Genomic DNA, 16,797 nt, shown 5'->3' with positions numbered 1-16,797 from the left:
GTCGAGCTGTGCGCGAGGTATGGACAGGTGCCGAAGGGCCGTGTTGTCATTCCGCTGAACTCGATTTCCAACGTTGGAAGATGCGGTTTGCCCCGTTGAACTCCGTTGAGGAAAGGTTTCGATGACAAGAGCACACGCCCGTCCACGCATCAGAGCGTGGGCGCTGCTGGCAGCGACCGCACTGGTCCTGCCGACGTCCGGCCTGGTGTCCACCGCGTCGGCCGCCGAGGCGCCGGCCGGTGCCTCGGCCCACTCGTCCGGACAGGACGCCGTCGCGGTGCACGGCCTGAAGGGCGAGTACTTCAGCATGTCGGCGCCGGGCGCGCGGGACTTCGCGCACCTCGGCGGCACCCTGCTCGACCCGCAGATCAACTTCTCCGGCCTGACCGACACCTTCAAGGAACTGACCGGGCAGACGGAGAACACCACCGCCCGCTGGACGGGGCAGATCGAGGCGCCGGCCACCGGCGACTACACGTTCTACGCCATCGGCGACAACGGCTTCCGGCTCTTCATCGACGGCAAGGCGGTGATCGACCACTGGGAGGGCGACTGGGACAAGGAGCAGACCAGTGCGGCGGTCCATCTGAAGGCCGGTGAGAAGCACGACTTCCGGCTGGAGATGTTCCAGGACACCGGCGGCGCCAACATGTATCTGCGCTGGTCGACCCCGACCCTGGCCAAGCAGGTGGTGCCGATGTCGGCGTTCACGCCGCCGGCCGACTTCGAGGTCTACCCGGTCGAGCTGACGGTCGGTGAGGACGGCAAGAAGGTGCGCGCCCGGTTCGAGGGCAAGGTCGGTGACCTCTCCGCCCTCAAGGACCACCTCGAGGTCCAGGCGGACACCACCCCCATGCCGATCGGCTCGGTCAGGACAGTGGACCGCGACTCGCTGCAGATCAACCTCACCGAGCCGATCCAGCAGAGCCAGCAGGTCAGGTTCTCCTACGACGGCGAGGCCGGCCTCACCGCCGACGGCAAGGCCGTGCCGAAGATCATCCGGTTCGCGCAGAACGACTCGGCCCACCGTCTCACCACCACGTGGGGCGACAAGGTGGACACGAAGCACCCGCTGCCGGAGTACCCGCGCCCGCAGCAGGTGCGCGCGAAGTGGAAGAACCTCAACGGGCCCTGGCAGTTCGGCGCCGCGAAGAAGGGCGAGCAGCCGGCCTTCGGCAGGAACCTCGACGAGAAGATCATCGTGCCGTTCCCGGTGGAGTCGCAGCTCTCCGGCCTCGAACGGCACGAGGACCACATGTTCTACCGCAAGCTCGTCGACGTGCCCAAGAGCTGGAAGATCGGCAAGTCCGGCAGGTCGGGCAAGGGCGACCGGCTGAAGCTCAACTTCGGGGCCGTGGACTACCAGGCGACGGTCTGGGTCAACGGCAAGAAGGTCGCCGAACACACCGGCGGCTACACGGCGTTCACCGCCGACATCACCGACGCGCTCAAGGCCAGGGGTCCGCAGGAGATCGTGGTCGGGGTCACCGACACCGGCGGCGCCGACCAGCCGATGGGCAAGCAGTCCACCAACCCCGGCGGCATCTTCTACACCCAGTCGTCCGGCATCTGGCAGACGGTGTGGATGGAGCCCGTCGCCCAGGCCTCGATCGACGACGTGGTCACCACGCCCGACATCGACACCGGCACGCTCGCGGTGACCGCCCGGTCCGACGACGCCTCCGGCAGGGCGCGTGTGGAGGCCGTCGCCCGTGACAAGCACGGCAAGGTCGTGGGCCGGGTCAGCGGTCCCGCCAACAAGAAGCTGACGCTGCCCGTGGCGAAGCAGCACCTGTGGAGCCCGGACGACCCCTATCTGTACGACCTCGACGTCAAGCTCGTGGACGGCAGGTCGACGGACCGGATCTCCGGCTACTTCGGGATGCGCGAGATAGCCGTCAAGAAGGTCGGCGGCTACCAGAAGCTGGTGCTCAACAACAAGCCGATCTTCTCCCTCGCCACCCTCGACCAGGGCTTCTGGCCCGACGGTCTGTACACGGCGCCGAGCGACGAGGCCCTCGCCTTCGACCTGAAGGCGCACAAGAAGCTGGGCTTCAACGCCGTCCGCAAGCACATCAAGGTGGAGCCGGCCCGCTGGTTCTACCACGCGGACAAGCTGGGCCTGCTGGTGTGGCAGGACTTCGTCTCCGGGAACATCACCAACGAGACCGGTCAGAAGGCCTTCGTCGACCAGGGCATGGAGGCGATGCGCCAGCACCACGACTCGCCGGCCGTCATCGGCAACATCGTCTTCAACGAGGGCTGGGGCGAGTGGAACCGCGAGGAGACCGGACGGATCGCCGAGGCGGTCAAGGAAGCCGACCCCTCGCGCGTCGTCAACACCCACAGCGGCGTCAACTGCTGCAACTCCAAGGGTGATTCGGGCACCGGCGACATCATCGACCACCACGACTACAACAACACCGACCCGGCCTTCCCGGACGAGAAGCGGGCGGCCATGGACGGTGAGCACGGCGGCTTCACCCTGCGCACCCCCGGCCACATGTGGCCGGGCGCCCCGACCGTCATCTACAGCGGCGTGGCGGACAAGGAGGCGCTGACCGACAAGTACGTCGAGAACACCGAGAAGTTCTACCTCGACCAGGCGGGCGCCGAGCTGTCGGGTTCGGTGTACACGCAGATCACCGACCTGGAGAACGAGCTCAACGGCCTCTACACCTACGACCGCCGCGAGCTGAAGGTCGACGCGGACCGTGTCCGTGAGATCAACCGCAAGGTGATCGCCGCGGGTGCCGCGGCCGGCGACCGCAAGGAGCTGAAGGGCGGCGGCACCTGGTCGCTGGACGAGGGCTCCGGCACCACCGCCGCGGACGCGGGGCCGAACAAGAACCCCCTGACGCTCTCCGAGGGCACCTCCTGGACCCCCGGCGTCAGCGGCAGCGCCCTGAAGTTCGACGGCAAGAGCCAGTACGCCGAGACGAAGGCGCCGGTGCTCGACACCACCGGGAGCTACTCGGTCTCCGCATGGGTCAAGCTGGACGCCCTCCCGGGCAACTACGCCACCGCCGTCAGCCAGGACGGCAAGCGCCAGGCGAGCCCGTTCTACCTCCAGTACGGCCAGGGCGCCTTCGCCTTCAGCATGCCGGGCGAGAAGCGGGCCCGGATGGTGACCACGCCGGAGCTCGGCCGCTGGTACCACCTCGTCGGCGTCCGTGACGCGTCGACCAACCAGATCGCCCTCTACGTCGACGGCAAGCGGGCGGCGACCTCGGCCTCCGGCCCGAACTACGTCGGCTCCGGCCCCCTCGCGGTGGGCCGCGCCAAGTGGAACGGCGAGAACACCGACTTCTGGAACGGCGCGGTCGACGAGGTCCACGCGTACGACAAGGCGCTCGCCGCGGAGGAGGTGAGCACCCTCTACACGGCGGAGAAGCCGTAACCTCTGGCGACGCCCTGTACACACCGCGGTCCCGGTGAGCCCCGCTCACCGGGACCGCGGTGCGTGGTCGCCCATGAGCGACCACCCATGAGCGATCCGCATACCCCTCATGCCGAACATTCGCTGGTGGAATGCCCTGCGTCTTCCTAGCGTGGAGGACATGCACGAGCACCCCACCGACGCCACGTCCGGACTGGGCGGCCGGTTGCCCCTCCTCGCCCCCGATGCCCTGGACGAAGCACAGCGCGCACTGCACGACCGTCTGCGGGCCACGCGGGCACGCGCCGCGGAGGAGGCGGGCTACACGGCCGCCCTGCCCGACGGACGGCTCATCGGCCCGTTCAACGCCCTGCTGCGCACTCCGGACATCGCCCGGCCCCTGCTGGAGTGGGCCCAGGCGCTCACCCGGGCCGGCCTCCCGGCGGACGTCCGGGAGGTGGTCGTCCTCACCGTGGCCGCGCACTGGCGGGCCGAGTACGCGCTGTACGCCCACACCGCGGCCGCCCGGACGGCCGGCCTGCCCGGCCCGGCCGTCGCGGCCCTGCTCCACGGCGGGACTCCCGGCGGGCTGCGTCCCGATGCCGCTCTCGCCCATCGTCTGACCACCGCGCTGGTCCGCGAACACCGCGTGCCGGACGACCTCTACGCCGAGGCGGTGGCGGCGTTCGGCACGGACACGCTCATCGCCCTGGTCGGTCTCGTCGGCCAGTACCTCACGACCTCGGCCCTGCTGGCCTGCTTCCAGGTACCGGCACCCACCGAAGAGAAGGAAGACACCACCTCATGCCTCTGATCAACGTCTACCTGCGCCAGGGAACCACCCCCGAGTACCGCCGGAACGTCTCCCTGGGCCTCCACAAGGCGATGGTCGACGTGCTGAAGATCCCCCAGGACGACCAGTTCCACGTCTTCCACGAGGTCTCGCCCGACAACTTCCACATGCAGCCGGTCGTGTTCGGTCTGCGCCGCACCGAGCGGACCATGTTCATCCAGCTGTCCTTCAACCACCGCAGCGCCGAGCAGAAGGACGAACTGTTCCGGGCGATCGTCGACAACCTCCGGCTGTTCGCCGACGTTCCCGAGGAGGACCTGCTGATGACCATCAACGAGACGGCCCGGGAGAACTGGTGGGCCGCCGGCCGCGTCGTCGACCCGACCACCGGCTACGACGCGCGCATGAACGACGTCCTCACCGGCGACGGGGCCACGGGCTGAGGCCACCCTCCCCCCAAGCGGAACGCACACGGCAGCCGGTCGTCGCGACCGGCTGCCGTGTGCGTCGGAGGGGAGGTGGGTCCCTACACCAGTTGTCGTCTGCGGCCCAGCCAGGTCTGGGCGATGACGACGACCGCCAGGAACGCACCGCTGACGACCTGCTGGTAGGAGGAGTCCAGCGAGCCGATCTGGTTGATGACGTTCTGGATCACCTTCAGCAGCAGCACGCCGACGAGCGAGCCGCTGACATAGCCGAGGCCGCCGGTGAGCAGGGTGCCGCCGATGACGACGGCGGAGATGGCCTCCAGCTCCATGCCGTTGCCGAGGATGGTGACACCGGAGGCGAGCCAGGCCGCGTTGAGCGCGCCGGCCAGTCCGGCCAGCAGCCCGGACAGGGTGTAGACGAGGATCTTGGTACGGGCCACCGGGGCGCCCATGAGGGCCGCGGCGTCCTCGTTGCCGCCGACCGCGTACACATGCTGTCCGAAGCGGGTGCGGCGCAGCACGACGGCGCCGGCGACGAACAGCGCCAGCGTGATCCACACCGGGTTGCCGAGGCCGAGGGTGCTGCCCTGGCCGAGTTCGGCGAGGAAGGAGCCCTTGCCGATCAGATAGGTGTTGGCGCCCTCGTCGGTGAGGGAGAGCATCAGCCCGCGCGCGCCCAGCATGGCCGCCAGGGTGACGATGAACGGCGCGAGCCGGGAGCGGGCGACGAGCAGCCCGTTGACGACGCCGATGAGTCCGCAGACCGCGAGCGGCAGCAGCAGCGCCACCAGCGTGCCGTGCCGGGATCCCCAGGCCGCCAGCACCCCGCCGAGCGCGAACAGGGAGCCGACGGAGAGGTCGATGCCGCCGGTGATGATGACGAAGGTCATGCCGAGCGCGACGATCGCGAGGAACGCCGAACTGGTCGCCATGTTCGAGACGTTGTCGCCGGTGGCGAACGAGTCGAAGCTGACCGAGGCGATGATCGAGACGATCACGAGCACCGCGAGGGCGCCGTGCTGCTGGACCAGGGCGCTGAGCCGCTCCGCGCGCGAGGAGCCGATCGGTTCGGTCTCGTCCGCGGCGGTGTTGCTCGCGGTCGTCACCGCTGTGGTGTCCGTCTTGGTGACGGTCATCGCTTCCCCCGTCCCCGTGCGGCGTAGACCGCGCACACGATCACTATGGCCTGGGCGATCTGCGTCCAGGAGGGCGGCAGATCGTGCTTGATGAGGGTGGCGGTGAGCAGCTGGATGAGGACGGCGCCGGCCACCGTGCCGCCGATGCTGATGCGGCCGCCGGTCAGCGGGGTGCCGCCGACGACGACGGCGGTGATCGCGGACAGCTCCATGAGGTTGCCGAGCGAGGTGGGGTCGCTGGCCTGGAGCCGGGCGGTGGAGAGCACACCGGCCACGGCGGCGAGCAGCGCGCACACCACGTAGACGATCACGAGGACGCGGCGCACCGGGAGACCGGCGAGCTGGGCCGCGGGACGGCTGTCGCCGATGGCCAGGAGCTGGCGTCCGAAGGTGGTGCGCCGGACGACGAAGGCGAGCAGCACGGCCAGCGCGGCGGCGATCAGGATGAGGTACGGGATGCCCACGAGGTCGCCGGAGCCGAGGGAGGCGAGCGCGGGATTGTGCAGGTCCTCCAGCTGGGGCAGCATCACGAGCGCGATGCCGCGGCCGCCGACCATCAACGCCAGGGTGGCGACGATGGGTTGCACTCCGACGAAGGCGACCAGCGCCCCGTTGGCCAGACCGGCGACGGCGGCGAACAGGGCCACCGCCAGCAGGGCGGGCAGCAGTCCGTAGCCGAGGTAGAGGGCCATGACGGAGGCCGCGAGGGCCATCACGGCACCGACCGAGAGGTCGACGCCCTCGGTGCCGATGACCAGTGCCATGCCGAGGGCGACGATGATGACCGGCGCGACCTGGACGGCCTGGGTGCGGAAGTTCTCGGTGGACAGGAAGTGCGGGGTGATGACGATGTTGACGAGCAGGAGCAGCGCGACGCCGGCGTAGACGCCGTAGACCTGCAGCCATTGCAGGACGCGGGCCTTGTCGAACGGGGCGGCGGTGCGCACGGTGGCTTCAGCCATCGGTGGCGGCCTCCTTCACCGCGGTCCGCGCGGGGACGTCCCCGGCGATGGTCCGCATCAGCTTGTCCTCGGTGACGTCCTCGCCGGTCAGTTCGCCGACGACCGCACCGTCCTTCAGTACGACCACGCGGTCGGACCCTTCGATCAGTTCCTCCAGGTCGGAGGAGATGAGCAGGACGCCGAGGCCGTCCTCGGCCAGTTCGTCCACGAGTTTCTGCACCTCGGCCTTGGCGCCGACGTCGATGCCCCGGGTGGGTTCGTCCAGGAGCAGCACCTTGGGGTTCATGGCCAGCCACCGGGCGAGCAGCACCTTCTGCTGGTTGCCGCCGGAGAGTTCGCCGACCTTCTGGTGCGGAGAGGAGGCCTTGATGCGCAATCGTTCGATGAACGTGTCGACGATGCTGTCGACGCGGGCCTCGGAGACCATGCCGAAGCGGGAGAGGCGGGGCAGGGCGGCGAGCGCGATGTTCTCGCGGACCGAGAGGCCCGGCACGATGCCCTCGCTCTTGCGGTCCTCGGGCAGCAGGCTGATGCCGGCGCGGATGGCGCCGGGGGTGGAGCCGCCGCGCAGCGAGGTGCCGGCGACCACGACCTTGCCCGAACGGACGGGCAGCGCGCCGGAGATGGCCTTCGCGGTCTCGGTGCGTCCCGAGCCGAGCAGTCCGCCGAGTCCGACGACCTCGCCGGGCCGGATGCTGACCGAGACGCCGTGCAGTTTGTGCGGCACGGTGAGGTCGGTCGCCTCCAGGACGGGCCGGGCGTCGGCGGCGTGGTGGTCGCCGGTGAACTTGGTCAGCCCCTCCGCGCGGACCTCGCCCAGCTCGCGGCCGAGCATGGTGGAGACCAGGTCGAGGCGGCTGAGTTCGGCGAGCCGGCCGTGGTGGACCCGGCGTCCGTCGCGGAGCACGGTGACCGTCTCGCACACGGCGTACAGCTCGTCGAGGCGGTGGCTGACGTAGACGACGGCGATGCCCGCGTCGCGCAGGCGCCGGATGACGGAGAAGAGGGTCTCGACCTCGCGGGGTTCGAGGGACGAGGTGGGTTCGTCCATGATGACGACGCGTGCGTCGGTGGCCACCGCGCGGGCGAGGGCCACCATCTGCTGGGCGCCGACGCCGAGGGTGCGCAGTGACTGGCGCACGTCCACGCGGACGCCGTAGGTCCGCAGGGTCTCCTCGGCCTCCCGGTTCATGCGCGCGAAGTCCAGCAGCCCGAGCCGGGTGCGCGGTTCGCGCCCGAGGAAGAGGTTGCGGGCCACGCTCAGCAGCGGGATGAGGTTGACCTCTTGGTAGATGGTGGAGATGCCGGCCTTCTGGGCCTCCAGCGGGGTGGCGAAGGAGACCTGTCGGCCCTGGAACTCGACGGTGCCGGCGTCCGGCCGGTACACGCCGGTGAGCACCTTGATGAGCGTGGACTTGCCGGCGCCGTTCTCTCCGATGAGGGCGTGCACCTCACCGGGGTGCAGGACGAGGTCCACTCCGTCCAGGGCCCGGACTCCGGGGAAGGTCTTGCTGAGTCCGCGGATGGCGAGGACCTCGGCGGGTGGTGCCACCTGTGCCTCCAGGTAGTGCGGTGGTGCGGGGACAGTACGGATGGGCAGGCGCCCCGCCCGGGGCCTGGCCGGCTCCGGGCGGGGCGACGGGAGGTCAGTAGGCCTTGCCGACGTCCTGCTTGGCGTTGTCGGAGGTGTAGGCGCCGTCCTGGATGATGATGTCCTGGGCGACCTCCTTGCCCTGGGTGAAGGTGTCCAGGGTCTGGAAGGCCAGCGGGCCGAACCGGGGGTTGGACTCGACGACGCCGCTGATCCAGCCGTCGACGATGGCGTTGACGGCGTTGCGGGTGCCGTCCACCGTGACGATCTTGACGGCACCGGCCTTCTTGCCGGCGCCCTTGAGGCCGGCCACGGCGCCGAGGCCCATCTCGTCGTTCTCGGCGTAGATGCCCTTGATCCCGGGCTTGGACTGGATGAGCTGCTCCGTGACCTGCTGGCCCTTCTCGCGGGAGAAGTCACCGGTCTGCTCGAAGACGACCTTCAGGTCGGGGGCCTTCTCGGCGATGCGCTCCTTGAAGCCCTTGGTGCGCTCGGTGGTGACGTTGTTGCCCGCCGACCCGAGCAGGATCGCGACCTCGCCCTTGCCGCCCGTCGCCTCGATCATCTGGTCGGCGGCGCGCTTGCCCTGCTCCACGAAGTCCGAGGCGATGAAGGAGACGTAGTCCTTGCAGGGCGTCGCGTTGATCTTGCGGTCGATCGTGACGATCGGGACCTTCTTGGCGGCGGCGGCCTGCAGCACCGGCTCCCAGCCGTCGGAGTTGAGGGGGGCGATGACGAGGAGGTCGGCGCCCTTGGCGAGCAGGTCCTGGACGTCGCTGATCTGCTTGGAGAACTGCGACTGGGCGTTGGCCGTCAGCAGCTTGACGCCGCGCTTCTTGGCCTCGTCCTTGATGGACTGGGTCTCGGCGATGCGGAAGGGGTTGGCTTCCTTCTCGGACTGGGAGAAGCCGACGGTGGCGTTCTTCAGGTCGATCTTCTTCGCGCCGTAGGCGTCGATGGTGCAGGTCTTGCTGCCGGCCTTCGGCGTGGCGACCTTCTGCTGCGTGTCGGCGGCGGACGAGGACTTCTGCTTGTCCGACGCGTCGTCCTCCGACTTGGTACAGGCACTCGCTGTCAGGGCCACCGCTGCGGCCAGGGCCACGACCACGGGACGGGCGAGGAGGTGAGGACGGTGAATGGTGCGCTGCATGGTGACCCCGATCCGGGCGACGCTGAAAAGGGAACGGGGGAGCCGAAAGCAAGCGCCAACAGCGCGTCTCCCCCACGCCGGACCCTGTCAGGTCCGCCGCAATGAGGTTTTTACATCGTTGGAAGAGGCTTGTAAACCCCTCGCGCACGCTGCGGCTACGGGGCGTGAAGATCGCCCCCGAACACGACGGAAGACCAACGGTTCGCCGGCACACGGGGCGCACGGCAGGGGACGGCGTCTCTTGGATCGCCCCGTTCCCACGGGGCGGGGCGCCTACGGGGCTGCCCCGGGGCGCGGATGCGCGAGCGCGGCGCGCTGGGGGCTGAGCGCGCAGTTCCCCGCGCCCCTCACGGGGCCGCACACCACCGCTCACCTCCCCGACAGGGCCGAGGCACACCCCCCTAAGGGGCGCGGGGAACTGCGCGACAAGCCACCACACCAGCCGCACACGCCCGCCCCCCCCCGGGGCAACCCCGTAGGCGCCCCGCACACCCCCGGAGGGGAAGCGCGAGGCCCGCGCGGTCACCCCCGCACGCCCCTCCCCACCGTGCTCTCCCTCTCCACCAACCGATACTCCGCCGACACCCGCAACGGCGGCCGCGTATCCCCACCGAGCCGCGCCAGCACCGACTCCACCGCGAGCCGCCCGATCGCCTCCTTGTCCGGAGACACCGACGTCAGCGTCACCGCCCCGAACCGCCCCTCGATCACGTCGTCGAACCCGACGACCGCGACGTCCTCGGGCACCCGCAGCCCCCGCTCGTGCAGCACCCGCATCGCCCCGATGGCCATCGGGTCGTTGTACGCGAACACGGCGTCCGGCCGGCGCCCCGTCTCCAGGATCCGGGCCATGGCGGCCGCACCGTCCGCGTGCCCCCAGCCGTCCGTCGCGGCGACCAGCCCGTCGTCGGCGGGCAGCCCGGCCGCCTCCAGCTCCTCGCGCCAGCCGCGCACCCGGAGCTGCGCGGGCTCGCTCCGCCCGCTCCGCGCCCCGATGAACGCCACGTTCCGCCGCCCGAGCGAGACCAGGTGCCGGACGGCGTCCCGCGCGGCGGCGACGTTGTCGATGGCGATGTGGTCGTAGGGCAGGTCGTAGTCCCGCTCACCGAGCAGGACCAGCGGCACGTTCTCCCGGTCGCGCAGGTCCTCCGCCTCCAGCTCGATGGGGCTGAGGATCAGCCCGTCGATGACACGTGCCCGGAACCCCTGACTGACCAGGATCTCCTGCTCACGGCGGCCGCCGGTGTGGTCGAGCAGCACGATGTAGTCGTGCTCGGCGGCCGTGTCGACGACCGCCGCGGCGAGTTCGGCGAAGTACGGGTTGCCCAGCTCCGGCAGGGCGAGCGCGATGACACCCGTACGCCCCTTGCGCAGATGCCGGGCGGCCAGGTTCGGCCGGTAGCCGAGTACGTCGATGGACCTCTGGACGCGCTCGCGCATGGCCGGGGTGACGTGCTGATAGTTGTTCACCACGTTGGACACGGTTTTGATGGAGACCCCCGCGTGCGCGGCGACGTCCTTGAGGCTGACCCGCACGTCCATCCCTTTCTGAGCCGCCCGAACGGGCTGACGGGGCGGCACCCGACGCAGTCACCGTCGGCCCTGTTCCGCCCACACCCCGGATTTTACAACGTTATACATTCGTTTTCGTTCCGCTACAAGGTGACGGGCGCCCCCTCCCGACGTCACCCCGGGCGACGCCCCGCACACCCATGACGGGGAGGGGCCTACCGGACCAGATCCCCCGGATCGGTATTGGCCCCGCACAGCACGACGGCGATCCGCTCGCCGTCGACGAGCGGGCGACCGGTCTCCGGCGAGCCGACGACCGCGGCGAAGGCCGCGCCGGCGGCGTGCTCGACCGCCAGCCGGTGGTGGTCCCACAGGGCCTGGCGGGCCCCGACGATCTCGCCGTCCGGCACGAGCACGGAGCGTACGCCGTCCTCCTGTGCGGCGTGCAGGGCCATGGCGGAGGCGCGGCGGGCGCCGAGGGAGTCGGCGGCGACGGAGTCCACGGCGACGTCCACCGGACGCCCCGCCTCGACGGCGGCGTCCAGCGCGCGGCAGTTCCGCGGTTCGACCGGAACCGTACGGATCCCGTGGTGCCGGGCGGCGGTCGCGACGCCGGCGAACAGCCCTCCCCCGCCGACGGCGACCACCACGGTGTCCAGACCGGGGATCCGGGCGCGCAGCTCCTCCAGCAGGGTGCCCGCCCCGGCGGCGATCAGCGGGTGGTCGTAGGCGTGCGAGGTGAGCGCACCGGTGGCGGCGGCGAACTCCGCGCACGCCGCCAGCGCCTCCGCGTACTCACTGCCGACGAGGCGCACGTCGGCCCCGTACGAGCGGAGCCTGGCCACCTTCAGCGTGGGGGCCGTGGCCGGCAGGAACACCGTGGCCGGCACGCCCTGCCGCCGGGCCGCCCACGCACACGCCAGCCCCGCGTTGCCGCCGGAGGCGATGGTCACACCGATGTCCGGGAGGGTGCCGGCGTCACGGTGGGCCTGGAGGAAGTTCTGCGCGCCCCGGGCCTTGAAACTGCCCGTGTGCTGCATGAACTCCAGTGCGAGATAGACCTGTTGGCCCTGCCGACCGTGGCTGCCCCCGAGCGCTGCAGGGCCCGACGGCGCGACGCTCACGGGCCGGACCCGCCCCGCGATCCGGTGGGTCGCGGCCTCGATGTCGCCGTAGGCGAGTGGGTGCACGTCATCGCTCCGATCAGACAGGAGGACGACCCCGTCATGGCCGTCCGGCAGCGACGACGGTAACCGTCAGCGGGCGGGCCGGCGCCACGAGGCCGGCCGACGCACACGCCGACGCCGAAGTCACCCGGGGCCTGCCGTTCGGATCAGCCCCCGGACGCGGGCTCTGTCCCGAACCGCGCGCTCACATCACTGGCCGCGAATCCCGGGAACTGAGCGCCGCGGACGCGTCTCCGCCGACGAAGCCGGTCAGCGCGGCGGCGACGGCGTCGGGCTGCTCGTCGGGAAGGAAGTGCCCCGCGCCCGGCACGACGGTCCCGGTGACGTGGTCGGCCCACGGTCCGAGGGAGGCCGCCATGTCGGGGATGGAACCGTGGCTGCCGGACACCCCCAGCACCGGGACGGTCAGGCGCCGTTGTGCCAGCGCCTCGTGATTCCTGCGCGCCGACTCGGCGGCGTCCCGGTAGTAGGCCAGGGCGGCGCGGAGCCCGCCGTCGGCGGCCACGGAGGCGGCGTAGTGCTCGATCTCGGCGTAGCTGAAGGTGTCGGGGGAAAGGGCCTTGGCCTTCAGGAACCAGCCGACGTACTCGCGTTCGCGGCCGGTGAGCAGCGTCTCGGGCAGCTCGGGCACGAGATGGAAGGCGAAGTGCCAGGTCTTGTACGCCCGTTCGGGGTCGGTCGGGACGGCGTCGGGCAGGGTGATGCCCGGGATGCCGGCGTCGAGCAGTGCCAGCCCACGCAGCCCGCTCGGGTGCGTCAGTGCGAGGGAGAAGCCGACCCACGCGCCGACGTCGTGGGCGGCCAGCCAGTACGTCGTCACTCCGAGCGCCTCGAGCGCGGCGTGTACGTGCGCGGCGACCGTGTGCGTGTCGTAGCTGATGTCCGGGCGCTCGGAGTGGCCCTGCCCGGGCAGGTCGAGCGCGAGGACACGGAACCGGCCGGCCAGCTGCGGCATCACCTCGCGCCACGCCCACCAGGTCTGCGGAAACCCGGCGAGCAGCACGACCGCCGGACCGTCCGCCCGGCCGCCCTCGACCGCGTGCAGCCGGACACCACCGGCGTCGACCCAGCGGTGGCCGAACCCGGCCAGGTCGGGCAACGGCAGCTCACGCACCGGATTGCCGGAGACAGGGGGGACGCTCGCGGTCTGGCTCATGAATTCTCCTCCACTGGTGCACGCGGATGTCGCCGGTGATGTCCTCACCGTACCCCATCTTGAACCGTTCAGTTCAGGATGGGAGAATGACTCCACCAGGGAGGCGAAGGAAAAAGGGAAAGAAGAGGACGGCGAGGCCGAGTGGCAGGCAAGAAGCAGTTCGACGTCGACATGGCACTCGACGCCGCGATGCTCCAGTTCTGGCGGTCCGGCTACGCGGACACGTCGGTGGACGACCTGTCCAGGGCGACCGGACTGAACCGCAGCTCGATCTACTCCTCGCTCGGCGACAAGGACACGCTGTTCCTGCGCTGCCTGGAGCGCTACACCACGCGCTACGGAGACTTGTACGACGCCGCGTTGTCCCGCGCCGCCGGCCAACCCCTGGCAGCCGCGCGGGCGTTCTTCGACGTCACCCTGGAACGCATCGCGGACCCCACTCTGCCCGACGGCTGCCTGGTGGCCCAGACCGTCATGGCGACCCCGGCGCTGAGCGCGAAGGTCGCGGCACGCGCCCGCGAGGCGATCGGCTTCCAGCACACCCGGCTGCGCGCCGCCCTGAAGGCCGGCCGGCTCGACGACGGGGCGGCCGACTCCCACGCCACCCACCTCGCGGCCGTGAACCAGTCCCTCGCCCTGATGAGCCGAGCCGGCACGACCACGGACCAGCTGCACACCATCGTCGACGTGACCCTCGACGCACTGGCCCGAACCCTCGCCGCGAGCGACTGACATTCCAGGCCGCGCTGCGCGGAGCCGGGACGGAGCACGAGGCATCCCACGTCCGGCTCGTGAACGCTCCTGCCCGAGTGCGTCCCCCGTGCGAGCTACGGGAGATTGTCCACCGCCGGGTGACGTGCGGGAGCGGACTCGTCCGTAGGTTCTCCACTACCGACGAGAGATGAGCGAAGACACGATGACCCTCCTTCAGAAGCACACGGACACGGCCGTCTCACTCCGTGGCGTGGTCCGGGAGTACGGCAGCAAACAGGCACGCGTCCGCGCTCTCGACGGAGTCGACATCGGCTTCGCGCGCGGCACGTGGACCGCCGTGATGGGACCGTCCGGATCCGGCAAGTCCACCCTCCTGCACTGCGCGGCCGGCCTCGAGCGCCCCACCGGCGGGCAGGTCCTTCTCGGCGAGCGCGATCTCGCCACCGCTTCCGAACAGGAGCTGACCCGGCTGCGGCGCGGGGAGATCGGCTTCGTGTTCCAGAGCTTCAACCTCATCGGCTCCCTCACCGCCGAGCAGAACGTCGCCCTGCCGCTGCGGCTGGCCGGCCGCAAGGTGTCCGTCAAGGACGTCCGTGCCGTCCTCACCGACGTCGGGCTCGGCGAGCGGCTGCGCCATCGGCCCCGGGAACTCTCCGGCGGTCAGCAGCAACGCGTCGCGCTCGCGCGCGCCATGATCACACACCCCGCGGTCCTGTTCGCCGACGAACCGACGGGCGCGCTCGACTCCCGGTCCGCACGGACCGTGCTCGCACTCCTGCGCTCGATGGTCGACGTCTCGGAGCAGACGATCGTCATGGTCACCCACGACCCGGCCGCCGCGGCCGCCGCCGACTCCGTCGTCTTCCTCCGCGACGGGCGCCTCGTCGACCGTCTCGTCCGTCCCTCGGTACGCGAGGTCGCCGACCGGCTCGCGGAACTGGAGGTCTGATGCTCACCCTGTCCTTCGCCACCTTCCGGGAACGCTGGCACCTGTTCATCGGCGCCGTCGTCACCGTCGCGCTCGGCGTCGCGATCGTGCAGTCGTCGCTGCTGATCGTCGCCTCCGCCGGAAAGTACGGGGAGGCGATCGCCGTCCTCGGGATGTCGCTGGGGGTGTCGTCGTTCCTCGCCGTCTTCATCGTCAGCTCGACGTTCGCCTTCACCATCGCCCAGCGCCGCCGCGACCTCGCGCTGCTGCGCCTCGTCGGCGGCAGCCGCGGCCAGATCCGGCGGCTGCTGCTGTCCGAGGCGCTTCTGCTCGGCGTCCTCGGCACCGTCCTCGGGATACCGGCCGGAGCGGTCGTGATGAGCGCGCAGACGTCGCTGCTCACGAGCCTCGGCTTCCTGCCCGGTTCGTTCGGCGCCGCCTGGCACGGCTGGGTCCTGTGGGTCTCCGCGGGGATCGGCATCGGCGTCGCACAGGCCGGGGTGCTCGCCGCGTCGCGGCGGGCCTCTCGCGTGCGCCCGCTGGAGGCGCTGCGGGAGACCGGCGCCGCCGCGAGGGTGATGACCGGCTCCCGCTGGTTCCTCGGGATCTCGCTGTTCGTCGTGGGGATCGTCCTCATGTCGATCGCGACGGCCGTCGACAGTCCCAACGGGGCCATCCCGCTGGCGGTCAACTCCACGGTCGCCCTCGCGCTCGGCCTCAGCGCACTCAGCCCGGTCGTCGTGCCGCTGGTCGGAAGGCTCACCGCGAGCCTCGCCGGCCGTACCCCGCTCGGCTCGCTCGCGCGGGCCAACCTGCGCGACGGCGTCCGCCGCAGCGCGTCCACCGCCGCACCGCTGCTCGTCCTGGTGGCACTCGCGATCGGGCTGGCCGGCACGTTCGACACGCTGTCCGCAGGCGCACGGCGCCAACTGGCCGACGACCTGCACGCCGACCTCGTCGCCGCCGGACCGGTCGCACCCGGCACACCGGGTGTCGCGGCCGTGTCGAACGAGTACTCCCTGTCCGTCGAGGCCACCACCGTCACGCACTACGGCGGCGACACCGACAGCGAGACCGACGAGGTGGAGGCGCTCGCCGTCGACCCGGCCGCATACCAGCGGGTGCACCGGCTGCCTCTGGTCGCGGGCTCGTACGCCGACCTGCACGGCGCCACGGTCGCGGCGGCGGGCGGAACACTCGGCTCGACCGTGGGCATCCGGGCGGGCGGAAAGACGCTCACCGTGCGCGTGGTGGCCGTGCTCCCGCCGAAACTCAACGGTGGCCCGGAATACCTGCTGCCCCACGACCTGGTCCCGTCGTCCGCGCTCGGCACCGCGCGGTCCCTCGTGCGGCTCCGGCCGGACGCCGATCGGGTCGCCGTCGCGTCCACCCTGCCGCGGCCGGTCTCGTCCCTCGACGCGTACATCGCGCAGAGCGACCACGCACAGGACACCCTCAACTCCGGAGTCATGAAGGCGATCATGGGCCTGGGCTCGGTCTACGCCGTGATCGCCCTGGTGAACGCGATCGTCATCGCGGCCGGGGAACGCCGCCGCGAGTTCGCCGTGGCACGCCTCACCGGCTTCAGCCGCGGACAGGTCGTCGGCAGCGCGTTGCTCGAGGCGGCCGTCGTCGCCGTCACCGGTGTGCTGCTGGGCTGGCTGGCGGCACTGGCCGCACTGATCGGTGTCAGCGGGGTCTCCGGCACGCTGGTGATGCCGTGGGGCATCACCTGGCTGACCGTCCTCGGCGCGTTCCTCGTCGTCGGCGCGGCGAGCGTGTGGACCAGCCTCAGCGTCACCCGCCCCGCGCCGATCTCGCTGGCGGCGGCACGCGAATAGCTCTGGCGGCGGCACGCGAA

General features: G+C 70.9%; 13 protein-coding genes. 6 read left to right on the top strand and 7 right to left on the bottom strand.

What is annotated here, in order from left to right; translation table 11 throughout:
* The first annotated feature begins 121 nt into the window (after positions 1–121).
* From OIE12_RS29305 to OIE12_RS29295, 3 genes are all read left to right on the top strand, one after another.
* The gene (locus OIE12_RS29305; protein ID WP_329140475.1) at positions 122–3,400 is read left to right on the top strand and encodes a LamG-like jellyroll fold domain-containing protein; all 3,279 of its coding nucleotides are present in this window, start codon (positions 122–124) and stop codon (positions 3,398–3,400) included.
* A 160-nt stretch (positions 3,401–3,560) separates the two neighbouring features.
* Complete coding sequence (locus tag OIE12_RS29300; protein ID WP_329140473.1) at positions 3,561–4,193, top strand: carboxymuconolactone decarboxylase family protein; 633 nt, start codon at positions 3,561–3,563, stop codon at positions 4,191–4,193.
* Positions 4,184–4,615 (top strand): tautomerase family protein, encoded by a 432-nt coding sequence (locus OIE12_RS29295; RefSeq protein WP_329140471.1) that lies wholly within the window; start codon positions 4,184–4,186, stop codon positions 4,613–4,615. The genes OIE12_RS29300 and OIE12_RS29295 overlap by 10 nt, the downstream gene beginning before the upstream one ends.
* Before the next feature lie 83 nt (positions 4,616–4,698).
* Here the strand turns inward: OIE12_RS29295 and OIE12_RS29290 are convergent, their stop codons facing one another.
* From OIE12_RS29290 to OIE12_RS29260, 7 genes are all read right to left on the bottom strand, one after another.
* Positions 4,699–5,736 (bottom strand): ABC transporter permease, encoded by a 1,038-nt coding sequence (locus tag OIE12_RS29290; RefSeq protein WP_329140469.1) that lies wholly within the window; start codon positions 5,734–5,736, stop codon positions 4,699–4,701.
* A complete protein-coding gene (locus OIE12_RS29285; RefSeq protein ID WP_329140467.1) occupies positions 5,733–6,698 on the bottom strand; it encodes an ABC transporter permease in 966 nt (321 codons plus the stop codon). Before OIE12_RS29285 ends, OIE12_RS29290 begins: the two co-directional genes overlap by 4 nt.
* Positions 6,691–8,250, bottom strand: coding sequence for a sugar ABC transporter ATP-binding protein (locus tag OIE12_RS29280; protein WP_329140465.1), 1,560 nt, complete (start codon positions 8,248–8,250; stop codon positions 6,691–6,693). Before OIE12_RS29280 ends, OIE12_RS29285 begins: the two co-directional genes overlap by 8 nt.
* 94 nt (positions 8,251–8,344) lie before the next feature.
* Positions 8,345–9,439 carry an ABC transporter substrate-binding protein gene (locus tag OIE12_RS29275; RefSeq protein WP_329140463.1) on the bottom strand — a complete coding sequence of 365 codons (1,095 nt, stop codon included), beginning with the start codon at positions 9,437–9,439 and terminating at the stop codon, positions 8,345–8,347.
* Between the two features lie 522 nt (positions 9,440–9,961).
* Positions 9,962–10,975 (bottom strand): LacI family DNA-binding transcriptional regulator, encoded by a 1,014-nt coding sequence (locus OIE12_RS29270; RefSeq protein WP_329140462.1) that lies wholly within the window; start codon positions 10,973–10,975, stop codon positions 9,962–9,964.
* Between the two features lie 191 nt (positions 10,976–11,166).
* The gene (locus OIE12_RS29265; protein WP_329140461.1) at positions 11,167–12,141 is read right to left on the bottom strand and encodes a serine/threonine dehydratase; all 975 of its coding nucleotides are present in this window, start codon (positions 12,139–12,141) and stop codon (positions 11,167–11,169) included.
* Between the two features lie 181 nt (positions 12,142–12,322).
* Positions 12,323–13,294: an alpha/beta fold hydrolase gene (locus OIE12_RS29260; RefSeq protein WP_329140460.1), complete on the bottom strand. Its 972-nt coding sequence runs from the start codon at positions 13,292–13,294 to the stop codon at positions 12,323–12,325.
* Between the two features lie 141 nt (positions 13,295–13,435).
* On the opposite strand from OIE12_RS29260, the gene OIE12_RS29255 reads away from it, so the two are divergent.
* The 3 genes from OIE12_RS29255 (at position 13,436) to OIE12_RS29245 (ending at position 16,777) form a co-directional block, all read left to right on the top strand.
* The gene (locus OIE12_RS29255) at positions 13,436–14,026 is read left to right on the top strand and encodes a TetR/AcrR family transcriptional regulator (RefSeq protein ID WP_329140459.1); all 591 of its coding nucleotides are present in this window, start codon (positions 13,436–13,438) and stop codon (positions 14,024–14,026) included.
* A gap of 169 nt (positions 14,027–14,195) precedes the next feature.
* Positions 14,196–14,957: an ABC transporter ATP-binding protein gene (locus OIE12_RS29250; protein WP_329140457.1), complete on the top strand. Its 762-nt coding sequence runs from the start codon at positions 14,196–14,198 to the stop codon at positions 14,955–14,957.
* Positions 14,957–16,777: an FtsX-like permease family protein gene (locus OIE12_RS29245; protein ID WP_329140455.1), complete on the top strand. Its 1,821-nt coding sequence runs from the start codon at positions 14,957–14,959 to the stop codon at positions 16,775–16,777. Before OIE12_RS29250 ends, OIE12_RS29245 begins: the two co-directional genes overlap by 1 nt.
* Positions 16,778–16,797 lie beyond the last annotated feature (20 nt).

It is taken from the genome of Streptomyces sp. NBC_00670 (assembly GCF_036226765.1).
In the GTDB taxonomy this organism is placed as follows: domain Bacteria; phylum Actinomycetota; class Actinomycetes; order Streptomycetales; family Streptomycetaceae; genus Streptomyces.
This window is presented reverse-complemented; position numbering and strand designations above follow the sequence as displayed.